The organism is Rhodococcus sp. SBT000017 (assembly GCF_003688915.1).
Lineage (GTDB): Bacteria > Actinomycetota > Actinomycetes > Mycobacteriales > Mycobacteriaceae > Rhodococcoides.
Genome location: NZ_REFU01000001.1, coordinates 3,737,911 through 3,761,119, shown reverse-complemented (window position 1 = coordinate 3,761,119; position 23,209 = coordinate 3,737,911). Strand labels below are relative to the sequence as shown.

Below are 23,209 nucleotides of genomic sequence, written 5' to 3'. Positions count from 1 at the left end.
CGCCCGTAGTTCCGACGCCGAGAAGAAGGAATCGATGTCCGCCATCACGATCGAGCAGCTCGGCCTCCGATACCCCGACGGCACAATCGGTTTGGAGGGCATCGACCTGGAGATCGCCGACGGCGAGTTCGTTGCACTCGTCGGACCGTCGGGCTCCGGCAAGACCACGCTGCTGCGTACCGTCGCCGGCTTCCTGACGCCGACCGCCGGCTCGATTGCCATCGGCCCCGATGTGGTTGCGAGCGAGCGCCTCTCGACGCCTCCCGAATCGCGCAAGCTCGGCATGGTGTTTCAGCAGCACGCGCTGTGGCCGCACCGCAGCGTCGGGCGGAATGTCTCCTACCCGCTCGAACTGGCCAAGGTCGCCAAGTCCGAACGCGAGAAGAAGGTCGCCGCCGTGCTCGAACTCGTCGGGCTGCCCGGGCTCGAGAACCGGGACCCGTCGACGTTGTCCGGTGGCCAGCGGCAACGCGTCGCACTCGCTCGCGCCCTGGTCTCCTCGCCGCGGGCGCTGCTGCTCGACGAGGCGCTGTCTGCACTGGACGAGCCCCTGCGTGATCGTCTTCGTCTCGAACTGCGCGCGCTGACGCGGGCCGCGAACCTGACCGTCCTGCACGTGACCCACGACCGCACCGAGGCCCTTGCTCTCGCCGACCGGGTGGTCGTCCTCGATCAGGGTGCCGTCGCGCAGATCGGTACGCCCGAGGACGTGGTGCGCGCTCCGGCATCGGCGTTCGTTGCCCGCTTCCTGTCCGACGCCACCCTCGTAGACGGGACCGTCGCGCAGGGCACATTTTCCTCCGGCTCACTCACAGTCGCGGCGGAGGGCTCCGGACCCGGGACGCTCGCAATCCTGCCGACCGACATCGAGATCGTGCCCGACGGCGACGGCGACGTCAGCGGCACCGTGACCTCCTCACTGTTCGGACGTGATGCCAGCGATGTTCTGGTTCGCTCCGGCGATGTGGACTTCCGATGCTCGGTGCGCGGGCCGCGCCCGCAGGTGGGCGAGACCGTTGCGTTGAGCGTCCGGCGGTCGTTCTTCTACCCGCGCTAGCCACCCTCGGCCGCGGATCGGCTCCCCAGTTTCGGATTTCCGACTGCGATCGAAGGCACAAATCCATATCCGGGGAGCCGATCCCCAGACGGATCCACCCTGTGACCCACCAGACAGGAATAATGTTTGCTTAGCGCATGTATGTATATATATGGTTGCAGACAGCAAGTAAATAAGAATCGACGTTGGAGCACTCATGGCAGTTCAATCCACGACAGCGGAGTCGTTGGTCGAAGAGGTCTTTCTCTTCGGGCGCACGCTGAAGCGGGCCGTGACCACCGGAGTCGAGGATTCACCCCTGCCGCAGGCCCTGACCGGAGTTCTGTCCATCCTGGCGACCGAGGGCGAATGCAGACAGACCGACCTGGCCAGCAGGCTCTGCGTCAGTCAGTCCGCCCTCAGCCGGCAGATCGCAGACCTCGTCGACCTCGGCTACATCGATCGGCATCCGGATCCCGACGACAGACGTGCGTCTCGGGTCTGTGTGTCGGACGTGGGCCAGGTTCGACTGAAACAAATTTGGGCCAGACGCGCACGTCGTCTGGCCGTGATGTTGAGCGGCTGGAGCGAGTCCGAGGCACTCGATGCACTCGACTCGATCCGCAAACTGAACGACACCTTCACCGAAGACGCCCACGCCCAGCATCAGGACGTGGTCCGCATTGAATCGATTGCGAGATAAGACATGACAACTTCCGCGGAAACTCCGCCCAATCAGGCAGTCGTCGATCCCGACGCGATGTCGCATCGCCAGATCCTCGAAGCCCTCACCGGCCTGCTCGCTGCGCTGTTCACCGCGCTGCTGAGCACCACCATCGTCTCGACGGCACTGCCCACCATCATCGGTGACCTCAAAGGCTCGCAGACCGCGTACGCCTGGGTCATCACCACGGCCCTGCTGGCCAACGCCGCGTCCACTCCCATCTGGGGCAAGCTCGCCGACCTGTTCAACAAGAAGGTGCTGGTCCAGAGCGCGATCGTCATCTTCGTCGCGGGCTCGCTGATCGCCGGCTTCGCACACAACGTGCCGGTCCTGCTGGCCGCACGCGTGGTGCAGGGCATCGGCATGGGTGGCCTGACGGCTCTCGTCATCGCCATCATCGGCACCATCGTCTCGCCGCGTGATCGCGGCCGCTACTCCGGCTACACCGGTGCCGTCATGGCCGTGTCGATGTCCGGTGGCCCGATCCTCGGTGGCGTCATCGTCGACAGCCCCCTCGGTTGGCGCTGGTGCTTCTTCGTCTGCGTGCCGCTGGCCGTCATCGCTCTCGGACTGCTGCAGAAGACCCTGCACATCAAGACCGTCCGCAAGGACAACGTCTCCATCGACTGGCTCGGCGCACTTCTGCTCACCGCAGGCGTTTCCGTTCTGCTGGTGTGGGTGTCGTTCGCAGGCAAGGCCGACTACTACGCCTGGATCTCCCGTGAGACGGCCTACCTGGTGGGCGGCGGAGTTCTACTGCTGATCCTCACGATCATCGTCGAGGCACGGCACAAGTCGCCGATCATCCCGCTCAAGATCGTCACCGAGCGCACCACCGGCCTCGCCATCATCGCGTCGATCGCCGTCGGCGTCGGCCTCTTCGGAGCCACCACCTTCCTCGGCCAGTACTTCCAGACCGCTCGCGGCTACACCCCCACCGAAGCCGGATTGCTCTCCATCCCACTGGTGTTCGGCATGCTCGTCGCCTCCGTCGGCTCGGGTCAGCTCATCACCAAGTTCGGAAAGTGGAAGCCGTTCATCGTCACCGGCTCTGTTCTGCTGGTCGTCGGATTCCTGCTCCTGGGCACCATCGATCACGCCACCAGCCTGGTCACGGTCGGCATCTTCATCACCATCGTCGGCCTCGGTACCGGCATGCTGATGCAGAATCTCGTTCTCGCAGTGCAGAACACGGTCAGTGTGCAGAACGTCGGAGCGGCTTCGTCGACGGTTGCGTTCTTCCGCACCTTCGGCGGCGCGATCGGCGTCTCGGTTCTCGGTTCGCTGCTCGCCACCCGGGTGGCCGACAAGTCCGCAGCCGGCCTGGCCCAGCTCGGCGTCGACAGCTCGTCGGGCGGCGGTGGATCGCTCGATCTCACGTCACTGCCCGCACCCGTCCTCGAAGTCGTCCGCACCGCATACGGTGATGCGACCGGTCGCATCTTCATGATCGCCGGCTTCGTCGCGATCGTCACGCTGATCGCAGTCGTCTTCATCCCGAATCGTCCACTGCGCCAGACGATCGACATCGCGTCGGCACCTGCGCAGGGACCCAAGGACGAGCCGCAGGACCAGCTCGCCGAGATTCCGTCCTTCGGTGCCACCCAGGATTACCTCTCCCCCGAGTACGACACCGATCGTCGCGCCGATACTCACCGCAACGAGGGCCGGCACGAGGCTCAGCCGGGGCAGCGCCCGTTCGAGGGTCTGAGCACCGACGCACGTGATCGACTGCTCGCGCTGCTGCTCCCCGAGCCGAAGGACACGTTGGCCGCGCTCGACGAGGCCGAGACCATCCGCGCCGAAGTGATTGCACTGCAGCAGGAACTCGACGCGAGGATGCTCGATTTCGATGCAGTGTGCGAGAGGCTTCGTCGTCTCGGACTCAGTGAGCAGCAGATTGCTCGGGTGTTGGGAGACAACCACATTCCCGACAGTCACAATCACTACGCACACGCCGGACTGAACGGACACAGCGTCAACTAGGTCAAGCCTCACGGCAGTTCCCCGCACCCCCACCGGGAGTGCGGGGAATTTTCGTTCTCTATGCTAGAAGAACGGACCGACCACCTTCTTTCGGTTCTGCACAGTCGGGAGAATCTTTACATGACACGTCGTCTCCAGATCTCCGCCGCCGCGGTCCTGGTAACAGCGCTTGTCTGCGCGTCGTGCGCAACCGAGGAGCGGCAGCCGACGGCCGGCACCCCCGTCGACGGTGCAACAGGATCTGCTCCCGGTCTCGGATGGACTCTCACTCCGTCGGATGTGGGTATCGAAGGCGGTCAATTTCGCGATCCGGTCCAGGGCAGCGACACCGATTCGATGGAATCCGGTTCGATCTCCGACGGGTCGACGGTTGTCACGCTCGTCGGCCGTCTCGACGGCAGAGAGTTCGTCGACGCCACCCTGGTGGGATTGGACATCACCGACGGCTCGGTGCGATGGCGTACCCCCGCGGAGAATATCGTGGGCTGCGGTGAGGAATTCGTCGACGGCCAGGTCGTCTGCTACCGCGGCACCGCCGGCACGACATCCGAAATCGTGACTGTCGACGCTGAATCCGGGGAATCGAGCACTCGGAACGCAGCCTTTCCGATCACGGGTCTGACCACCGCAGACGGCCACGTGTACGCGGCCCACGCGGTGCGCGAGGGTGCCAGGCCGACGGTGTCTCGCGGCACTGCGGACGCCCTCGACGCGGACTGGTCGGTACAGTTCGATTCCACGTCATCGCCGGACACACAGTTCGCGTCCACGCTGCACACCGAGCACGGAATCGGGCTGTTCGACGACGGCCGAGGGGTGTTTGCCTTCGACCTCGACACCGGCGACAACCTGTGGTCCAGAACGGTTCCCGACTGCGCGCGGTCGGGTATCGCCTCGCGCGACGGCGCAGTGCGGGTGGTGCGGACCGATTGCTCGGATCCCAATACGATCGTGGGTTCGGAGATCGTCGACTCCGACGGAACCGTACTCGCTGCAACGGATTCCGTGACCCTGCAGCAACCGACGTTCGACGCACCCACCGAGGAGAGCCCGCTGCTGCTCGGGACGGGCGGCTATCGGCCGTCGAATCCCGATCCCGTCTGGACCGACGAAAGTCTGGTCTGGGCTGTTCCGCCGGACATCACCGGCCCCGCCGCGGCGTTCCTGTCCACGAACGGACTGGCATACGCCGTCACAGGTTCGGTTGCGCTGCTGCGCAACAACGACACCGCCACCGAGTCCGCACTCGACCTCGACACCGGGAACACGCTGTGGAGTCGCGAGTCGGGAGCCTTCGCGGAGGTCGGCGCGCTCGACGGTGACGTCGCCACCCTGTTCGGACCGGAAGTGCTGCGCGGAATCGACGTCAGAACCGGATCGACAGTGTGGGACATCCCCGTGGCGACGTTCGACGACGAGGGAATCGATCGACAGTCATGGCCGATGTTCGATCGAGTCGAGAACGACTCGATCTACAGCAGGGCCCTGAGCATCTCGGTCCTACGCGCGACCTAGACCGTCCCTCGTCGCTGGGCCCTGTGCTACCGACCCGGAATGTACTTGAGCGCCTTGACGAAGGGCGGCATGATCTTTGCCCACAGCTTCGGCGGAAGTCCGCGCGGCCCACCGAGATTGAGCAGACGCGTCGTCGCGATGGTCTGCGACTCCGTGTACTTGAGCAGGCCCTCGGTACCGTGCCTGCGTCCCACACCGGACACGCCCATTCCGCCCATCGGAGCGCCGGTGGTGCCCCACGTCGGCGCGTAGCCCTCGTCGACATTGACGGTGCCCGAATGCAGCCGCGCCGCAATGGCTTCGCCCTGTGCCTTGGTCTTGGCCCAGACGCTGGCGTTGAGTCCGTACTCGGTGTCGTTGGCCTTCTTGATGGCCTCGTCGATGTCGGCGACGGGGTAGATCGACACCAGCGGCCCGAAGGTCTCGGTTGCAGCGCATTCCATGTCCTCGGTGACGTTCGTCAGCAGCGTCGGCTCGTAGAACAGCGGGCCGATGTCGGGGCGAGCCTTGCCGCCTGCGACGACGGTCGCGCCCTTGACCTTGGCGTCGTCGACGTGGGCCGAGACGGTCTTGATCTGGTCCTCGGAGATGAGGCTGCCCATCTCGATGCCGAATTCGTAGTCGGCTCCGAGGCTCATGTTGCGCACCCGCTGACCGAACTTCTCGGTGAACTCCGCGGCGATCGACTTCTCGACGTAGATGCGTTCGATGGAGATGCAGAGCTGGCCGGAGTTGGAGAAGCAGGCCCGCACGGCCGCGTCGGACACTTCCCTGAGGTTGGCACCCTTGGCGACGATCATCGCGTTCTTGCCACCGAGCTCGGCCGAGAATCCGATGAGTCGACGCCCGGCCTGCTCGGCCAGGAGCTGGCCGGTGGCGGTGGAGCCGGTGAACATGACGTACTCGGTGTTCTCGACGATGGCGGTTCCCACCACCGAACCCGGGCCGGGAACCACGGCGAACAGGTCACGGGGCAGGCCAGCCTTGTAGAGCAGTTCGACGCAGGCCAGCGCGCAGTACGGCGTCTGGCTGTCGGGTTTGAGCACGACGCCGTTGCCTGCCAGCAGTGCCGGGATGGCGTCGGACACCGCGAGGGTCATCGGGTAGTTCCACGGGGAGATGATTCCGACGACGCCCTTCGGCTGGTAGCGGACCCGAGTCTTGGTCAGCACGGGCAGCATGCCGGTGACCTTCTTCGGAGCCAGCAGCTTCGCGGCGGTGCGCGCGTAGTGCCGCGCGGTCATCGAGATGTCGAGAACCTCTTCGAGGGCAGCGGCGCGGGACTTGCCGGTCTCGGCCTGCGCCATGTCCATCAGCTCGTCTCGGTGGGCGAGCACCAGGTCGCGGTAGCGGTGGAAGATCTCGGCACGCTCGGACACGGGGCGCTTGGCCCATGCCACCTGAGCTGAGCGAACACGCGCGATCGCGGCGGTCGCGTCGGCGGCGGTGCCGACCGGGATGGTCGCCAGCTCCTTGCCGGTGAACACCTCGGTGATGGTTTTCGTCGGCCGCGATTCGGCGTCGGGGATGGCGATGAGATCGGCGAGCCGGGTGAAGGTCGCAGCTGACGGTGCTGGCATGGACGGATCCCTACTGGTGAGTAGTGTTCGGAGTAACAGACAACCTACCCGCTTGCTGGCTCAGTTCACAGACCCGAAATTGCGCCACCGTATGGCACGATGGTCCATGGTCTACCGGACGTCGGGGCGTACGGAGCTACAGGGTGGGAAATACATGCGCAAGGCACTCGTTCTGGCCGGAGCCGCAGCATTGATGCTGTCGTTGGCAGGGCCGGCTCACGCTGATCCTCTTCAGGACTTCGTCGCTCCCCCGAGCGATCCCGCTGCGTACCTGCCCACCTCTCTGGGTGATCCGTGGTTCGATCCCCCGGCCGGGTACGAGAACCTGCAGCCGGGCACGGTGCTGAACCGTCGGGATGTCGCGGTGACGCCCGAGGCGTCGTCCGTGCAGTTGCTCTTCCGCTCGACCGACTCCAAGAACCGACCCATCGCAGCGGCGACGACGGTCCTGACGCCCACCGCGCCGTGGACCGGAGCCGGGGATCGTCCCGTCGTCGCGTACAACGAGGCAACCGACTCGCTCGGTAATCAGTGCGCGCCGTCGTACACACTTCCGCGGGGCAACAACAAGGAGATCGATCAGGTCCGGATTCTGCTCGACCGCGGCTACACGGTGGTCGTCACCGACTACCAGGGTCCTCGGCAGGCCTATTCGGCCGGTCTCGTATCCGGACACACCGTGCTCGACGGCTTACGCGCATCCCAGAGTGCAGGCGTGACTGCGAACGCTCCGATCGGCATCACCGGTTATTCCGGCGGTGCCATCGCTTCGGGTTGGGCAGCGCAGTTGGCTCCCGAGTACGCGCCCGAGTTGAACATCGCCGGTGTCGCGTTCGGTGGCCCACCGACCGACTACAAGATTCTGCAGACCTCACTGAACGGCCAGATCGGATCGGGCCTGTTCACTGCGGCTACGATCGGATTGTCCAGGGAGTACCCGGAGATGCGGGCGCTCGCCAACGACAACGGAAAGCGACTGGCTCTGGCGCAGAAGGATCAATGCGTCGATGTGTTGTCGTACTCGGGACTGTTGCTGCTGGACCAGCGAAACCTCTCCAACGTGCCTGATGTCTTCGACCACCCGGTCACCAAGGCCGTCGTCGAAGAGAACCGCATGGGCCAGACGAAGCCGGACGCCCCGATCTACATCTACCAGGGCCTGCAGGACTTCCTCATTCCCAAGGAAGGTGCCGAGGCCGTGCAGGACCAGTGGTGCGCTGCGGGTGCGTCGGTTCGCCTCGAATTGGTTCCCGGGGATCATTCGCTGGCGCAGACCAACGGCCGTCCCGGTGCATACGACTGGCTCGGGCAGCGGCTCGCCGGAGAATCCACCTCCGGGTGCGAACGCGTCATCCGGTAAGCGCTTGACCCTCACGCCACGGGAGGCAGCACAGTGTCCTTCGTGAGTGATTCGTCCGCGAACAGTTCGGTTGACGTCCAGGTCGGCATGCAGGTCGGCGCAGTCTCGAAGTTGGTGGGTGTCAGCGTCAGAACGCTGCATCACTACGACGAGATCGCGTTGGTGGTGCCGTCGGGCAGAACGCCGAAGGGCTATCGGACGTACTCGTCCGCCGATGTCGAACGGCTGCATCAGGTTCTGACCTACCGCGAACTCGGGTTCCCGCTCGACGCCATTGCGGCGTTGCTCGACGACCCGGCGGTCGATGCCATGGCGCATCTGCGTCGGCAGCGAGAGTTGTTGAACGAGCGGATCGATCACTTGCACGCAATGGCTGCGGCCGTGGACAAGATGATGGAGGCGAAGAAGATGGGTATGCAACTGACTCCCGAGGAGCAGCGCGAGATTTTCGGCGACAACTGGCCCGGCGAGGAGTACGCCGAGGAAGCCGAGCAACGCTGGGGCGAGACCGACGAGTGGAAGCAGTCGCAGCAGCGGACGGCGTCGTTCACCAAGGACGATTGGAGGGCCGTCAAGAAGGAGACAGACCTACTGGAAGCAGATCTCGCTGCCGCGATGCAGCGGGGTGTGTCACCGGATTCCACCGAGGCCGGGGAACTGGCCGAGCGTCATCGGGCATCGATCGAGCGGTACTACGACTGCGGCTACGAGATGCAGGTGAACCTGGCGGAGATGTACATTGCCGACGCGCGATTCGCCAAGCACTACAACGATATTGCGGACGGTTTGGCGCAGTACCTTCGCGATGTCATTGTCGCGAACGCCGCTCGTCAGGGTTGACCCGCGTCATCGCGGACCGCTCGTGTGCGGTCGATCCACCCCAGACTCCGTGCTTTTCGTCCGAGTCGAGTGCGTGTTGCAGGCAGCGCGCGATCACGGGGCATCGATCGCACACGAGCTTCGCCTGTCGCTCGAGGTTTCTCAGTGAGTATCCCCGCAGTCCCAGGGGCGGGTAGAACATCGAGACCGGCATCGAGCGGCAGGCGGCATTCATCTGCCAATCCCAGTGCTCGGAGATCGGTTGCAGTGCTTGCGCTTTCATCGGCAGTATCCACCTCTTTCGGATCAGAGATCGAGCAGTCGGCGGGCGTTGCCGGATGTTCTCGCGCGCCAGTCCGCGAGGCCGCCGTTCGCGGCACCGGCGTCGAGTGATCGCAGTTGCTCCTGCACCGCGGCGATCGGCGTGAAGCAGTAGTCGCTGCCGTACACCAGACGATCGGGGCCGACGGTGGACAGCAACGCGGGCAGCTGCCGCGGGACAGGAGTTCCGGCGAGGTCGAACCACAAGCGCTGCAGCACATCCGGCGTTGCCGGGGTCCCCAGGCCCACCTGCGTTCGGAAGAAATCGACCCGGTCCGCCAGCAGTGGTAGAACTCCGCCGCCGTGAGTGAACACCCAGCGGATGTTCGGGAATCGATCGACCACGCCCAGCAGAATCAGATCGACGACGGTTCGTGCTGTGTCGAAGAGGAATTCGATCATCGGTGCCGGACGCCCGAGTGATACTGCGCCCGAATTCGGCGGTGACGTGGGATGTACGAACACGACCGCCGATCGTGCGTCCAGCGCGGCCAGCAGTGGTGTCAGTACGGCGTTGCCCAGGTACATACCGCCTGCGTTCGACATCACCGTCACGCCGTCGGCCCCCAGCTGATCGAGAGCACGGATGGCCTCGACCGTCGAGTCGACGACGTTCGGCAGCGGAAGCGACGCGAAGAATCCCAGTCGAGGCTGGTTCGCCACCACCCCGGCCCCGAAATCGTTGACCCGTCGTGCGAGATCAGCAGCCTTGCCGTCGTTTCCGAAATGCACCCCGGGCGACGAGACGGACAGGATCGCACTGTCGATGCCACAGCCGTCCATCATCTGCAGGTGTTCACCGACCGACCAGGACGGCCACTTCGGCATGCCGTCGGGAAAGACGATGCCCGACGCGAGGGCCTCCCGCAGGTAGAAGTCGGGAACCATGTGCGAGTGCACGTCGATGACCCCGCCGGTGCCCGGAGCGGGCGATGCCGATGCAGACGGCATTGCCGAGTGGGCAACCCCGGAGATCGTCGCGGCACCCAGAGCGCCGAGCAGGGTTCTGCGATCGATCACTGTTGAAGTCCTTCTCTCATCGCCTTAACTGACGCTATCGTCACATATGAAACAATCCGCAGTCAACGGTGAGATCTACCAAGAAGTATCGGACTAGCATTGCGCGATGACCACCGAACGCACGACGCCGAGCCCGCTGCAGTTTCTGGGCTATTCGTTCGGTCGCACGCTGCCCGAGTCCATGCAGGACTGGGTTCGCGAGGATCTGGTGGGCAACGGCGCGCAGGTCCGCTACCTCGCACGGTTCACGGTGCCCGTCATCCCGCTGCTGTTGTTGTTCCTACTGATCCCGGGGCCGCTGTGGATGTCACTGGCGATGATGGCCTTGCTGTTCATTCCATTGGTCTACTTCTCGATTGCACTGATGAACGTCTATCGCCGGCATCGTCTGCTGATCCACGGCCTCGACCCGCAGTTGATCAACGCCAAGGCGCAGAGCCGGGCCGACCGCACGCGCGACGACTACGAACGGCGTCACGGCCGCGGTTGATGTTCGGACGATAGTCTGTGCCGCATGACTTCACCGGTGGAATTCAAGGCAACAGCTGATCTGGCCGACGAGATCGGTCCCGACATCCGCAGCTGCGACACCCAGTTCATTCAGTACGGCAAGCACACCGAATTCGCGGGCCCCATCACCACCATCCGCTGCTTCCAGGACAACCTGCTGGTGAAGCAGACTCTGAGCGAACCGGGCAACGGTGGCGTTCTGGTGGTCGACGGCGACGCCAGTGTTCACACCGCACTCGTCGGCGACATCATCGCGGGCCGAGGTGTCAGCAACGGTTGGGCCGGCGTCATCGTCAACGGCGCGGTGCGCGACTCGGCGATCCTGCGCACCCTCGAGATCGGCGTCAAGGCACTGGGCACCAACCCACGCAAGAGCACGCAGACCGGATCGGGCGAGAAGAACGTGCCGGTCAGCTTCGGTGGCGTGACGTTCACCCCGGGCGAGATCGTCTACAGCGACCACGACGGCGTCGTCGCGGTCCAGCTGTAGGGGCCAGGGCGGCAGGCCTGATACCTGCCGCCCCGATTCACTACTTCACGAACGCGAGCAGCGCGTCGTTCACTTCCTGGAAGTGCGTCCACAGCAGTCCGTGCGGTGCACCGTCGACCTCGACGTAAGTGGCCTCCGGGAACACCTTGTGGAACTGGCGGCCGGTGGAATCGATCGGCAGGATGTTGTCGGCCGTGCCGTGCAGGATCAGCGTGGGCTTGCCCGATGCGCGCACCTTCTCCACGTCGCCGCGGAAATCTTCGAGCCAGGTGGGCACGACGGCGTAGGCGGCCACGGGAGCGCTACCGGTCGCGGTGTTCCAGCTCGCACGTACTGCGGCCTCGCTGATGCGGGTCCCGAGGTTCTCGTCGAGGTTGTAGAAGTCCTTGTAGAAGTTCTCGAACCAGGCGAAGCGATCCTCCCGCGCGGCACTGTCGATGCCGTCGAACACCGACTGCGGGACGCCGGTTGGGTTGTCGTCGGTCTGCAGCAGGAACGGCTCGAGCGAGGCCAGAAACGCGAACTTCGCGACGCGATCCGTGCCGTACTTCGCCGCGTACCGCGCGAGTTCGCCTGTGCCCATGGAGAATCCGACCAGGATGACATCGCGCAGGTCCAGCTCGGTCAGCACCTTGTCCAGGTCCGAGGCGAAGGTGTCGTAGTCGTATCCGACGGTCGGCTTGCTGGACTGGCCGAATCCGCGGCGGTCGTAGGTGATGACGCGATAGCCGGCGTCGAGCAGCGCCCGTGACTGGCGTTCCCAGGAGTTGCCGTCGAGTGGGTAACCGTGGATGAGGACGACCGGCTGACCGGTGCCGTGATCCTCGTAGTAGACCTCGACGGGGGTGGAGTTCTCGGTGTCGACCTTGATGTACGCCATGGTGTCGCCTTCCTTCGTGAGTGAAGTCCGACGCGGGAGAACGGTCGTTCTCACCGCGTGTGGACTACTGTAGAGAACGTTGGTTCTCTCGGCAAGGGGTAGGTGGGTCATGGGTACCGAACTCGGACGCGACGACGTCATCCGAGCAGCGGATGCACTGTTCTATGCACGCGGAATCCAGGCCGTCGGCATGGACGAGCTCCGCAGCAGCGCGGGCATCTCCCTCAAGCGCATGTACTCACTGTTCCCGTCGAAGACCGCCATCGTCGCCGAGGTTCTTCGGGGTCGAACACAGCAGTGGAACGACGGGATCCACGCCGAAGCCGCCGCCCACGAGTCACCTCGAGAGAAGCTGCTGTCGATCTTCGACTTCCTGGACCACTGGTTTCGCGAGGACGACTTCCGCGGGTGCGCCTTCATCAACTCGTTCGGTGAACTGGGGGCCACGATGCCCGAGGTCGCCGAAGCCGCGCAGCAGCACAAGAGGAACTTCATCGACTACGTCACCCGCTTGGCCGTCGAAGCCGGATGCGAGCCGACCGTCGGACTGCAGATCGCCCTCCTCGCCGAAGGTGCGCAAACCACCGCGGCCATCACGGAGTCACCCGAATCTGCGGCTGCGGCAAAGGCTGCGGTGAAAGTTCTGCTGGGTATGCCACACTCGACGTCATGAAGGCATTCGGCCCGGCCATTCCGATTCTCCGCATCTTCGACGACGCCGAGGCGCGTGCGTTCTACGTGGACTACCTGGGGTTCGCTGTCGAGTGGGAGCATCGCTTCGAGCCGGATCTGCCGCTGTACGTGCGCATTTCGCGCGGGAAGTGTGTCCTGGATCTTTCCCAGCACTACGGCGACGGCACACCGGGCACATCGGTGTGGATACCGATCCCGGACGTCACGTCCTTCAATGCCGAACTGCTGCAGAAGAACAACCCTCGCAGCCGACCGGGAATCGACCACGACGCACCGGGCGGACCGACCATGACGATCACCGATCCGTTCTCCAACAACCTCCGCTTCTGTCAGGTCGATCGCTGACCAGCGCACCTCACCGTTCACAATCGTGCGCGCCACGCGGCTTTCCGCGTCCGAGACCCACTTCTGAACAACCAGGTGCGCCCATCCCCTCCGAACGGAACTTATACGGAGCAGGCAACTCTTAACATGCGACGACGCACCAGGCTCCGAAGTCGGGCGCTGATACCTCTTGCCAGCCGTCGCACCAGCGTTGTACCGTCGATGCCATGATGCACCCGCAGCCATTGACGACGACGCCGGTTTTCTTCCGGCGTCCGATGTAGGCCTGCACCGACCTAAATCGACGAACCCCGGGAGTTGTTGCCCCGGGGTTCTTGCATATCTGGGCACTTCTTCTGGGCGACAACAGAAGTGGAGTACCCGTGAATTCTGATCACAACCGGCTCGGTCGCGAGTTGGATCTGTTTGCAACCAGCCCGGCCATCGGTGCCGGATTACCGATGTTGCTGCCCGACGGCGCAATCATTCGTGCGGAGTTGGAGAAGCTGGCCGCCGAGGAATCGGCTCGATCGGGATGTCTCGGCGTCTACACTCCAGTCCTGGCCAAGCGCTCTCTGTTCGAGAGGTCCGGGCACTGGGACAAGTTCTCGGCCGATATGTTTCCTCCGATGCGCATCGGGGGCGAGGAATACGTTCTGCGGCCTGCTAATTGCCCGCATCACACCCAGATCTTCGCTGCACGTGGGCGCAGCTTTCGTGAGCTTCCATTCCGAGTGTCGGAGCTGGGGTCGATGTTCCGAAGCGAACTGTCGGGTGTGCTGGGTGGATTGACCCGTGTACGGCAGATCTCACTCGACGACGCACACGTGTTCTGCGCCCCCGGTCAAGTCCGGGAAGAAGTTGGACGGGCCCTCGACTCGATCGAAAGGTGTTATGGAGTATTGGGACTCGTTGCGTCGTTCAGGCTGTCGGTTCGGGGCGGGAGCGGACACTATCTGGGTGATCCTGCGCGATGGGAAGCCGCCGAGAGTCAGCTACGGGCGGCACTGGGTGATCGCCCGTTCATCGTCGGTCATGGGGATGCAGCCTTCTACGGTCCGAAGATCGATGTGCAGGTCACCGGTTCTCCAGACACTGTGTCGACTGTTCAGATCGACTTCAACCAACCGGAACGGTTCGGGCTCGAGTACACCGGGTCCGACGGAGAGAGGCACCGCCCCGTGATGATCCATCGCGGCGTGCTCGGCTCCATGGAGCGATTGACTGCAATGCTCATCGAGCAACACAAAGGTCGAATGCCACCGTGGCTCGCCCCTCGACAGGTCGCCGTAGTTCCGGTAGGTGCTTCCCACTCGCAGTCAGCACTGGCGCTGGCCGGTCGACTGCTCCGCGCATCGGTTCGGGCCGAAGTGCTCGAGGAAGGTTCGCTCAGTGCCCGGATTCGGAATGCTCGAATCCATCGCGACTCGTACATCGCGGTCATCGGTGATCGAGAGCACAACAGCAATTCGGTTGCGGTCTCTTACCCCGCGCTGAATTCGAGAGCCGTGCTCGATGTGGACATGTTCGTCGCCGCGGTGCAGCACGACATTGCCGTTCGCGCTCCGCTTCCCACCGTCCCCTCATCGAAAATCACTGACATTTGACACTGAAATCCTTCGCAGGGCGGGGTTAGCGTCGAAGACATGAGCAAGCTACGAATCCTCGCCGCCCTCACAGTGTCGACATCCCTGCTGGTCAGTGGGTGCTCGTCGACGGACGAGCCGTCAGCCGTCGAGCCGACCACCACCGCGCCCTCGAGCGGGAGCCTCGAGACCGACGACGTCCAGGCAGCCTTGGACGCCATGGTCGACGCCGGGTCCGTTGCCGCAGTCGCGCAGGTACGCGACGGCGAGAGTTCGTGGTCGGGGGCGGCCGGTCTCGTCGAGCGCGATGGTGCCGAGCCGGCATCTGCTGACGACCCGGTCCGTATCGCCAGCGTCACCAAGGCGATGGTTGCTGCCGTGGTGCTGCAGCTCGTGGACGAGGGGAAGCTCGAGCTCGATCAGCAGGTCGACGAGGTGCTTCCCGGTCTGTTGCCCAGGCCGGTGACCGTTCGCCAACTACTCGATCACACCAGTGGCGTTCCGGACTACTTCACCGGATTCGACTCTGCGGAGCAGATAGCCGCCCGCGCGAACGATGCCGTCACCGACGACCAGTTGATCTCTCAGGCCTTGGCCATGCCCTGGACGACCGAGCCGGGCAAGGAGTTCAGCTACGCGAACACCAACTACGTCCTCCTCGGACAGATCGTCGCCGAACTGGACGACAAGCCCATCGGACAAGCGTTGCAGGACAGGATCTTCGATCCGCTGGAGATGGCCGACACGACGTACCCCACCGATTCGACTCTGGACGAGGACGCTTTGCACGGCTACACCCTGGAGAACGGAACCTACACCGACGTCACCGATTACGACGCCAGCATCTGGTCGTCCGGAGCCGCCGTGGTCTCGACCGTCGGCGACATGAATACCTTCTTCAGAGCACTGTTCGACGGCACGCTGATCCCGCAGAATCTGATCGACGAGATGCAGGTCGTCACACCGTCGACGTACGGACTCGGCCTGCTGCTGGGCGGGGACGCGTGCAACCCGGGATCGGGTGAGCTCGTGTTCGGCAACCGCGGCAACGGCTTCGGCTACCGCACCTTCGCATTCTCGAGTCCGGACGGACAGCGTCAGGTATCGCTGGCCTGGACCACCGCCGCGCCGAATCCAGCCGCGGATCCGCTCGAGCAGGTCGCCACCAACGCTGTGATCACCGGACTCGCAGCGAGCTGCCCGGCCTAGCACTCACAGCACGCTCACCCAGCCATGCACTTCGTCGCTGGTGAGCGCGGCCTGGTGACGCTTTCGCAGGGTGAGCGTCACCGGGCCGATCTCCTTTGTTCCTATTGCGCGACCATCGATTTCGTACACCGGAGCAACTCCCGCGGAGGTGCCGCACACGAAGACCTCGTCGGCGATGTACAGCTCGGTGAGATCGACAGTTCGCTCCTGAACCGTCAGTCCTTCTTCGCGCGCCAGGGTCAGAATGGTCCGACGGTTGATGCCGTCGAGAATGTCGCTGGTGACGTCAGGGGTGACGAGCACTCCATTGCGGACGAGAAAGATGTTCGCCGCACTGAGTTCACAGACGTGACCGTTGATGTCGAGGAAGATGCAGTCGTCGAAGCCACTGTCGATCGCATCCTGTTTGGCCAGAACAGAATTGACGTATGCTCCGTTCACCTTGGCACGCGAGGGGATGGCGTTGTCCGGAATTCGTCGCCACACACTCGTTTTAAGCCGCATGCCGTTCTGCGGAACGATGGGGTTCGCGTCGTACAGGAAGATGGAGACCGTGGTGTGCAGACCACGTACCCGAGTTCCCGGGATCGACTCGTCGACGTGGACAGTGGCGCGAACGTAGACCTCGGTCGTCGGAGCGTTGGCGGCGACGACATCGCGCGTTGCCTGTACGAACCTCTCGAACGTCCACTGCGACGCGAAGGTGTCGATGCCGATGATCTTGCAGGATTCGACGAGTCGCCGATAGTGATCGAGCAACCGGAACGCGGTACGCCGGTCACCGTCCACCTGCACCGGGAACACCGTGTAGACACTGAGCCCGTACAGAACGGCCGAAGTTGCCACTCCGAGCGTCGCATCCTGCGCCTCGACCAGACGATCGCCGAAATACACCTTCGAGTGTGGAAGAGCCATGCGGCGATGCTAGTCGCCCGGTGAGTCCAAGCGACAACGCTTTTACTTCTCTATGGTCGAGTACATGACCACACGCACCGTACCTACCCGCACCCTGTGGAACGACGGACCGACAGTCGGAGCCATAGGCCTGGGCTGCATGGGAATGACCTGGGCGTACAAGGCCGACGATAGGACGGAGAGCCCCGATCACGTCATCGGGCACGCCTTGGATCTGGGCGTGAATTTCATCGACACGGCCGATGTGTACGGCCCGTTCACCAACGAAGAGGTCGTCGGCAAAGCCATCGGGAATCGGCGTGACGAGGTGATCCTCGCGACCAAGGGCGGTCTCGTCTCTCACATCGGCGACGCCGGCGAACCCGTCATTTCGGGCCCCGACGGCAAGCCGGATCACCTCCGGCAGGCGATCGACGACTCACTGCGGCGCTTGGGCGTCGACCATATCGACCTCTACTACCTCCATCGCCCGGATCCCGAGGTGAACGTGGAGGACAGCATCGGCGCGATGGCCGAGGCCGTGCAGGCGGGAAAGGTTCGGGCACTGGGTGTCTCGGAGTTCAGCGTCGAACAACTCGATCGGGCCCAGCAGGTGCATCCGATCTCTGCAGTGCAGTCGGAATTGTCGCTGTGGACGCGCGACCACCTCGCAACATCCTTGAAGTGGACACAGGACAACGGCGCAGCATTCGTCCCGTTCTCACCGTTGGGTCGCGGCTTCCTGACCGGAAACTTTCGCGGAAACACGCCTGCTGCAGACGATTTCCGTTCACAGCTGCCACGCTTCAGCCAGGACAACCTCGATGCGAACCTCGTGATCGTCGACGCCATCGCGGGTGTGGCGGACGAGCTCGGCGCGACGCCGGCGCAGGTGGCCTTGGCCTGGGTGTTGGCGCAGGGTGAGCACGTGGTTCCCATCCCCGGCACCCGACGCACGTCGCGTCTCGAGGAGAACGCAGGTGCGGCGACGCTGACCTTGAGTCCGGAGCACCGTGCGGCACTCGACGCTCTGCCTGCTCCTGCTGGTGGTCGCTATTGAGATCGTTCGCGTCGACCCAGCTGCCGATCGACCGTTGGCCGATCAGATTCTCGCGGTGCAGAAGGGGTCGTATGCGGTCGAAGCACGGCTGATCGGCGACGACCGAATTCCGCTGCTGCACGAGTCGGTCGACGATCTGTGTGCTGTACAGGTCCATTGGCTCGTCGCGCGGGAGGGTGACGAAATACTCGGGGCTGCAGCGTGGTCCGAGGCGGAGATCGACCGCCTGGTGGTGGCTCCACACGCTCATCGACGAGGCATCGGACGGGCATTGGTCGACGCGATGCTGGAATCGATTGTCGCACAACGTGTGCACGTGGCCACCGGGCGAGACAATCCACCGGCGCGCAGGCTCTACGAGTCCTTCGGCTTCGTGCACACCGAGGATCAACAGGTACTGCCCGGGTTGTGGCTGGCCCGCTACGAACTCGTCCGCTGATCGGGGGCAGCGGCGTTCGGTCGAACCAAGAACCAGATCAGCGCACCGGTGAACGGCATGAGCAACACGAGCAGACACCACCAGAATGCGGCACCGCGCCGGCGGTGGGAAGTACGCAGGATCGATACCCACGCAACACCGACGAGCAACAGCCACACCACGATCGCGGCCATCCAGGCGAGATCGAACGCCAACGGCAGAGTGGGGTTGATGTCACTGCTCATCGCCAACTCCTTCACCTCGAAAGCCAGCTTAGCGTCGTCCGACGGCGACCGGTGTGCTCGGATTCGAGCAGAACCAAGCAGGTCTGGAACACTACCGGTTCGGGGAAGCTGCCCACAGCAGTCGAAGTTGACCGATCTCGGACACGTTCTTCATCAGCTCCGCGTTCACCCACGCGACGGTGTGGGCGACGGTCATTCCAGAATCATCGCCCCACGGGTAAGGGGCGGAAGCGTCCAGGTCAGACTCTTTGTAGCCGTTCAGGATTGATATCCATTCCAAGCGGAGTCCACGTAGCGAAGCCAAAACCTCATCAAGGCTCCCCGGCCATACGACGTCCGTGCGGTCACGCGGCCGTAGCCCGTGCGCTTGGTCTATCGCCGACGTCCACCACCAACCGATGTGCCACGTAATCCAACCGATCGTCGGAACGGGGATCGGGTCCGGCTCCTCGTCCTCCCAGTCCGGGACCCACCTTCGATCGGCGTCCTGCCTCACGTTCCAATTCGCAGGGACCGGCTCCCACACAAGCAACTCGAAAGTGAGCTGATCGAGATGAAGCTCGAACAGAGACCACGTCAGATCGAACTGCCATCGGAGAAGATCCAGTCGATCAGGAGGTTCGGTCACCGGTACACCCTAGAATTGTTCTGTCGACAGTTGTCGGATTTTGGCGTGACTACCAACCCAGCTCGCTACGATTCCCCGCTGCCCTGACCGAGAGCGAACTGTGGATCCGTCGCATCGGCAGTTCCACTCCGCTTCGAATACCGTTGCAGGACATCGACGGTGCGGACGTGACCGGATTGCATGCCGGCAAGAGGGTCGGCCGCATCCTGCTCCGCATCCAGTTTCGGACGGGAACAGTCACGGACTCCGATGCATGGCTCGTCGAGGATCCGAAGTGCTGGGTGCACGCCATCAACGGGGACAAGATCCCGTAGCCGTTCGGGCATCGATCACCGGATCCAGTAGCGCGACGAGACGGCTCGAGATTGTTCGCAGCGCTGGCTGAGCTACCGTCTCGGGTATGGCTTCTGCCGGTGGTGCCGTCACCGTTCTGCTGTCATTGATGGCGTTACTGTCGATCGCCTGTGACCGCACCATGGGCTGTTGGGCGAAGCTGGCGTGGGCATTCGTTGTGGTGCTACTGCCGATCATCGGGCCGATCCTGTGGTTCGTGGTCGGCAAGCGCTATCCCTACGGACCGAGCGGCGGCAACAGATGACAGTTCAATATCCAGTCGCGTTGCGCAGGTCGATGTTCACCAGATGGCTCACTTGATCGCGTAGCCATTCAACGGTCTGCGGATCGGGCACGGGCGGGTGGGCCAACAGCGTCCAGCGCAGCCGGGTCTCAGGAGTCAGGTCGAACTGCAACAGGACGTCGGGATGGCTCGGCCACGGCGAGCTCCAGACAACGCGGTCGAACTCGCTGCTCTCGACAATGCGGGGTAGCGGCTGACCCTCGAACATCACCGGCCAGGCGAATCCTCGATTCTGCGGATGCACATCTGGGCGCATGAGCGCCTTCCATACGAAGCGGACCGGCGGCGACAGTACTGCCGTCCTGCTCGCGAGAACCATCATCCACTTACCGTACGCAGGCGCCTACTAGAGAGCCCTACTAGTTTTCGCTCGCGCCCGGTGCGGCGGCTGCCATTTACCGACGACAGACAGAGCTGTGCCCGGAAACTGGTTCTTGCCGTCATGCGGGTTGTCGTGGTTCCTCGTCGCCGGACGCGTCGTGGTTGTCGGGTGGGTAGAGGACTTCTTCGGGGTGGTGGGCGTGGTTGATCAGTCCGCGGCGTTGGGGGTCCATCCCGGTTGGTGGGTGCCAGAGGGTGCGTCCCGGGTATCGATGTTCTGCTGTGGTTTTGGTGGTTGCCCATTTTCCTGGTCCGGTGCCGACGAGTGCGTGGTGCATGTCGCAGCCGAAGGTGAGGGAGTCGATGTCGGTGAGGCCGCCGTCGATCCAGTCGTCGAGGTGGTGGGCTTGGCACCAGGTTGCGGGGCGGGTGCAGGAGGGGAAGCTGCAGCCTCGGTCGCGGGCGATGAGCACGATGCGTTGGTCGGCGGAGGCGATGCGTTTGGATCGGCCGAGGTAGAGGGCTCTGCCGTGGTCGTCGAAGAGGGTGAGGTAGTGGTGGGCGTGGGAGGCCATGCGGATGGCGTCGCGGATGGAGATGCGTGATCCGGTGGCGGTTTTGGCGTATCCGCGGCCGGCTTCGAGATCGCGCAGGGTCATGGTGACGATGGCGGTGACGGGTAGGCCTCGGTGGGTGCCGAGTGTGCCGGAGGCAAGGGTCTGCCTCAGTGCCAGTTTCAGGGCGTCGTGTTGGCGTTCGCGTGGGGTGCGGATGTCACGAGCTGCGGCAGCGTCGTGCGCCGCTGCCTTTTTCTTCGCTTCGCCGGTATCGGATTCGGAGTCGGCAGTGTCTTCGGGTTCGGCAGTGTCGTCGGAGTCTGTGCCGCAGCCGCATTCGATGCCACCTGCGCAGTTGCCGTCTCCGTCGCATGGACCGTCGCCCCACAGTCCCGCACCGCTCGGCGACCCTTCGTCCGGCTCCGGTAGCGGTGGCGTGTCTGCATCGGCGACATCGCCCGGTGTTGCCGAATCCTTCTCGGCTGCTGCAGGATCAGGACGCGCACCGTCGCTCGCGGCCCCAGGGCTCGTGCTGTCCTTGCCGCCGGAAGAGCTGTCGGTCTCGTCGTCGACGATCGGTTTTCCGTCGGCGGGGTTGTACATGCCGGGTTTCGCGGCTTTGGAGAACAAGGCTTCGAGGTAGGCCCGTAGTTCGGGGTCGACGCAGAATTCGCCTTCCGACATGCCGTCTGCACCTTGTTCGCCGAGGTAGAAGAACGCATCCCGTCGCTTGGGCGGCTTCGGCGGTTTCCCGTCTTCGTCCTCGTCTTCGTCGTAGTCGCCGTCGGGGTTGAGGATCGAGTCCAGATTCGCCACCAACGGCGCGAAGTCGTCAGGCCGCCTGGTCGATGCGAAGCCCACCAACTGCTGTTCGGCGAGCTCGCGGGTCTGCGGATCGACGTCCCGGGGCAGGTGCCGAAAGAACTCGCGGATCATCTGCACATGCTTGGCATCGAGCAACCCCGCCCGAAGCGCAGCACCGGTGTGCGGCAGCAGCGGCGGCAGTACTTCACCGGAGAAGGAGGTGCGATCCCCCAACTCCGCCGCCAGACGCACTCGTGCGCCTGCTGTTCGTGGGGTGATCCGCAGCATCCATGCCACCGACGACGGCACAGAGCCCGGGTAGATGTCGAGGCCGTGTTGGGTGATCAGTTCGTTGAGCCAGGTGTACGAGTGCGCGGTGACGGACCTGGTGAGCATCTCCATGCGTTGGATCACCGCACGCCGGTCCGCGTTCGACCACGCCACCGACGCCTGCCCGGCCAACTCAGCGACCGCGGACTCGACCCGATTGATCAGCATCGACAGCTCGGGATCGGACACCTCAGGGGCGGGCGGCACCGTCTCGATGCCGTCCACCCCTGATCCGCCGTCCCCCGAAAGCATGAACAGAATCTACCGCGACCCACCGACACACTTTCGAACGCGTGTTTGATAGTTACGGACGGTAGCGAGCGCCCGGGTGCGCCGACGAAGAGCCCATCACTTGACCTCGACTGCCCTCGAGGTTCTACGGTATCGCCCATGACCGACGCGACGCCGTGGACAATGGACATCCCACCGATTCAGGGTCTGGGCTTGATGCGCCTGAAGGACGATGGGTGGGGAGATTCGGACCGGGATCCTGCAGTCTTGGTCCGGACTGCCGTCGAGGCCGGCGTGTCGTTGCTCGATACCGCCGAAATGTATGGCAACGAAGAACTTGTGGGACGCGCCTTGGGGTCGTATCGCGAGCAGGTGACGCTCTGCAGCAAGTTCGGTGTCTACTGGGGCGAGTCGGGTCGGTTCGACGACTGGTCGGTGAGGGCAGATCCGCACACCGTCCACACTGCAATCGACGGCACGCTGGAGCGACTCGGCGTCGACAACCTCGATGTCTACTACCTGCATCATCGCAGCGAGAAGACGCCGATAGAGGAGACCGTCGCTGCGATGGCAGAACTGAAGCAGGCAGGCAAGATTGGGCACCTGGGTCTGTCTAACGTCACCGTCGATGACATCCGGCGCGCCCACGCGATACATCCCATTACTGTTGTGCAACAACAGTGGTCGCTCGCCCACCGAGAGGCAGAATCATTCCTGCCGACTCTCGCAGAGCTCGACATCGCACTCATAGCGCACTCCCCCCTCGGCCATGGCAGCCTGACCGGCTCGGACGACACGCCACTTGTCCATACTCTCGCGAGGATCGCGTCGAACAGAGGTATGACAACCGGTCAGATCGCGTTGGCCTGGGTTCATCATCGCGGCAACGACGCCGCGGCGACTGTTGTTCCGCTACCCGGGACGTCGTCGATTTCCCACCTGCGCGCGAACATCGATGCGGCGCAGCTGGTACTCGACAGCTCCGAAATCGAGCAATTGGATGCCGGTTCACAGATCGTGCCTTAGCCGCT

Annotated in this window: 26 protein-coding genes; 17 read left to right on the top strand and 9 right to left on the bottom strand. The window is 63.9% G+C overall.

The window, feature by feature from the left end:
* The first annotated feature begins 34 nt into the window (after positions 1–34).
* From AYK61_RS17635 to AYK61_RS17620, 4 genes are all read left to right on the top strand, one after another.
* Entirely contained in the window at positions 35–1,057 is a 1,023-nt protein-coding gene (locus tag AYK61_RS17635) for an ABC transporter ATP-binding protein (protein WP_121871760.1), read from the top strand.
* Between the two features lie 196 nt (positions 1,058–1,253).
* Positions 1,254–1,739 carry a MarR family winged helix-turn-helix transcriptional regulator gene (locus AYK61_RS17630; RefSeq protein ID WP_121871759.1) on the top strand — a complete coding sequence of 162 codons (486 nt, stop codon included), beginning with the start codon at positions 1,254–1,256 and terminating at the stop codon, positions 1,737–1,739.
* Positions 1,740–1,742: 3 nt separating this feature from the next.
* Complete coding sequence (locus AYK61_RS17625) at positions 1,743–3,746, top strand: MDR family MFS transporter (RefSeq protein ID WP_259468108.1); 2,004 nt, start codon at positions 1,743–1,745, stop codon at positions 3,744–3,746.
* A gap of 120 nt (positions 3,747–3,866) precedes the next feature.
* Positions 3,867–5,261 (top strand): PQQ-binding-like beta-propeller repeat protein, encoded by a 1,395-nt coding sequence (locus tag AYK61_RS17620; RefSeq protein WP_183130335.1) that lies wholly within the window; start codon positions 3,867–3,869, stop codon positions 5,259–5,261.
* Between the two features lie 26 nt (positions 5,262–5,287).
* Here the strand turns inward: AYK61_RS17620 and AYK61_RS17615 are convergent, their stop codons facing one another.
* The gene (locus AYK61_RS17615) at positions 5,288–6,841 is read right to left on the bottom strand and encodes a succinic semialdehyde dehydrogenase (RefSeq protein ID WP_121871757.1); all 1,554 of its coding nucleotides are present in this window, start codon (positions 6,839–6,841) and stop codon (positions 5,288–5,290) included.
* A 154-nt stretch (positions 6,842–6,995) separates the two neighbouring features.
* Between AYK61_RS17615 and AYK61_RS17610 the strand changes: the two genes are divergently transcribed.
* Both AYK61_RS17610 and AYK61_RS17605 read left to right on the top strand, forming a co-directional pair.
* Positions 6,996–8,201: a lipase family protein gene (locus AYK61_RS17610; RefSeq protein WP_237669183.1), complete on the top strand. Its 1,206-nt coding sequence runs from the start codon at positions 6,996–6,998 to the stop codon at positions 8,199–8,201.
* Positions 8,202–8,288: 87 nt separating this feature from the next.
* Positions 8,289–9,041: a MerR family transcriptional regulator gene (locus AYK61_RS17605; RefSeq protein WP_121872854.1), complete on the top strand. Its 753-nt coding sequence runs from the start codon at positions 8,289–8,291 to the stop codon at positions 9,039–9,041.
* On the opposite strand, the gene AYK61_RS17600 is transcribed toward AYK61_RS17605, so the two are convergent.
* Together AYK61_RS17600 and AYK61_RS17595 are read right to left on the bottom strand one after the other, a co-directional pair.
* Positions 9,010–9,303 (bottom strand): WhiB family transcriptional regulator, encoded by a 294-nt coding sequence (locus tag AYK61_RS17600; RefSeq protein ID WP_121871755.1) that lies wholly within the window; start codon positions 9,301–9,303, stop codon positions 9,010–9,012. The genes AYK61_RS17605 and AYK61_RS17600 overlap by 32 nt on opposite strands.
* A 23-nt stretch (positions 9,304–9,326) precedes the next feature.
* The gene (locus tag AYK61_RS17595) at positions 9,327–10,361 is read right to left on the bottom strand and encodes an amidohydrolase family protein (protein WP_259468107.1); all 1,035 of its coding nucleotides are present in this window, start codon (positions 10,359–10,361) and stop codon (positions 9,327–9,329) included.
* A gap of 106 nt (positions 10,362–10,467) precedes the next feature.
* Here AYK61_RS17595 and AYK61_RS17590 point away from each other — a divergent pair, with 106 nt between their 5' ends.
* Positions 10,468–10,851 (top strand): DUF5313 family protein, encoded by a 384-nt coding sequence (locus AYK61_RS17590; protein WP_121871754.1) that lies wholly within the window; start codon positions 10,468–10,470, stop codon positions 10,849–10,851.
* 24 nt (positions 10,852–10,875) lie between these two features.
* On the top strand, positions 10,876–11,361 hold the full coding sequence (gene rraA / locus AYK61_RS17585) for a ribonuclease E activity regulator RraA (RefSeq protein WP_121871753.1): 486 nt from the start codon (positions 10,876–10,878) through the stop codon (positions 11,359–11,361).
* Between the two features lie 40 nt (positions 11,362–11,401).
* Here rraA and AYK61_RS17580 read toward each other — a convergent pair whose 3' ends face one another.
* Positions 11,402–12,241, bottom strand: coding sequence for an alpha/beta fold hydrolase (locus tag AYK61_RS17580; RefSeq protein WP_121871752.1), 840 nt, complete (start codon positions 12,239–12,241; stop codon positions 11,402–11,404).
* 109 nt (positions 12,242–12,350) lie between these two features.
* Between AYK61_RS17580 and AYK61_RS17575 the strand changes: the two genes are divergently transcribed.
* From AYK61_RS17575 to AYK61_RS17560, 4 genes are all read left to right on the top strand, one after another.
* Positions 12,351–12,914 (top strand): TetR/AcrR family transcriptional regulator, encoded by a 564-nt coding sequence (locus AYK61_RS17575; RefSeq protein WP_121871751.1) that lies wholly within the window; start codon positions 12,351–12,353, stop codon positions 12,912–12,914.
* Positions 12,911–13,279: a glyoxalase superfamily protein gene (locus AYK61_RS17570; RefSeq protein WP_121871750.1), complete on the top strand. Its 369-nt coding sequence runs from the start codon at positions 12,911–12,913 to the stop codon at positions 13,277–13,279. The genes AYK61_RS17575 and AYK61_RS17570 overlap by 4 nt, the downstream gene beginning before the upstream one ends.
* A gap of 362 nt (positions 13,280–13,641) precedes the next feature.
* Positions 13,642–14,865, top strand: coding sequence for a threonine--tRNA ligase (gene thrS / locus AYK61_RS17565; RefSeq protein WP_121872852.1), 1,224 nt, complete (start codon positions 13,642–13,644; stop codon positions 14,863–14,865).
* Positions 14,866–14,904: 39 nt separating this feature from the next.
* Positions 14,905–16,053 carry a serine hydrolase gene (locus tag AYK61_RS17560; RefSeq protein WP_121871749.1) on the top strand — a complete coding sequence of 383 codons (1,149 nt, stop codon included), beginning with the start codon at positions 14,905–14,907 and terminating at the stop codon, positions 16,051–16,053.
* A 3-nt stretch (positions 16,054–16,056) separates the two neighbouring features.
* Here the strand turns inward: AYK61_RS17560 and AYK61_RS17555 are convergent, their stop codons facing one another.
* Positions 16,057–16,968: an aminotransferase class IV gene (locus AYK61_RS17555; protein ID WP_183130334.1), complete on the bottom strand. Its 912-nt coding sequence runs from the start codon at positions 16,966–16,968 to the stop codon at positions 16,057–16,059.
* Between the two features lie 64 nt (positions 16,969–17,032).
* Between AYK61_RS17555 and AYK61_RS17550 the strand changes: the two genes are divergently transcribed.
* Together AYK61_RS17550 and AYK61_RS17545 are read left to right on the top strand one after the other, a co-directional pair.
* Positions 17,033–18,007, top strand: a complete 975-nt coding sequence (locus AYK61_RS17550) for an aldo/keto reductase (RefSeq protein ID WP_220709128.1) — start codon at positions 17,033–17,035, stop codon at positions 18,005–18,007.
* The gene (locus tag AYK61_RS17545; RefSeq protein WP_183130333.1) at positions 17,994–18,446 is read left to right on the top strand and encodes a GNAT family N-acetyltransferase; all 453 of its coding nucleotides are present in this window, start codon (positions 17,994–17,996) and stop codon (positions 18,444–18,446) included. The genes AYK61_RS17550 and AYK61_RS17545 overlap by 14 nt, the downstream gene beginning before the upstream one ends.
* On the opposite strand, the gene AYK61_RS17540 is transcribed toward AYK61_RS17545, so the two are convergent.
* Together AYK61_RS17540 and AYK61_RS17535 are read right to left on the bottom strand one after the other, a co-directional pair.
* Positions 18,428–18,670, bottom strand: coding sequence for a PLDc N-terminal domain-containing protein (locus tag AYK61_RS17540; protein WP_128645691.1), 243 nt, complete (start codon positions 18,668–18,670; stop codon positions 18,428–18,430). The two genes, AYK61_RS17545 and AYK61_RS17540, sit on opposite strands and share 19 nt — an antisense overlap.
* A 91-nt stretch (positions 18,671–18,761) precedes the next feature.
* Positions 18,762–19,298, bottom strand: a complete 537-nt coding sequence (locus AYK61_RS17535) for a DinB family protein (protein WP_121871744.1) — start codon at positions 19,296–19,298, stop codon at positions 18,762–18,764.
* Between the two features lie 167 nt (positions 19,299–19,465).
* Between AYK61_RS17535 and AYK61_RS27380 the strand changes: the two genes are divergently transcribed.
* Complete coding sequence (locus AYK61_RS27380) at positions 19,466–19,612, top strand: hypothetical protein (RefSeq protein WP_183130332.1); 147 nt, start codon at positions 19,466–19,468, stop codon at positions 19,610–19,612.
* Positions 19,613–19,698: 86 nt separating this feature from the next.
* The gene (locus tag AYK61_RS17530; RefSeq protein ID WP_121871743.1) at positions 19,699–19,896 is read left to right on the top strand and encodes a PLD nuclease N-terminal domain-containing protein; all 198 of its coding nucleotides are present in this window, start codon (positions 19,699–19,701) and stop codon (positions 19,894–19,896) included.
* Positions 19,897–19,900: 4 nt separating this feature from the next.
* On the opposite strand, the gene AYK61_RS17525 is transcribed toward AYK61_RS17530, so the two are convergent.
* Positions 19,901–20,257 (bottom strand): hypothetical protein, encoded by a 357-nt coding sequence (locus AYK61_RS17525; RefSeq protein WP_147458346.1) that lies wholly within the window; start codon positions 20,255–20,257, stop codon positions 19,901–19,903.
* 118 nt (positions 20,258–20,375) lie between these two features.
* Entirely contained in the window at positions 20,376–22,199 is a 1,824-nt protein-coding gene (locus tag AYK61_RS17520; protein ID WP_121871741.1) for an HNH endonuclease signature motif containing protein, read from the bottom strand.
* A 138-nt stretch (positions 22,200–22,337) separates the two neighbouring features.
* Between AYK61_RS17520 and AYK61_RS17515 the strand changes: the two genes are divergently transcribed.
* Positions 22,338–23,204: an aldo/keto reductase gene (locus tag AYK61_RS17515; protein ID WP_220709127.1), complete on the top strand. Its 867-nt coding sequence runs from the start codon at positions 22,338–22,340 to the stop codon at positions 23,202–23,204.
* The last annotated feature ends 5 nt before the right edge of the window (positions 23,205–23,209 follow it).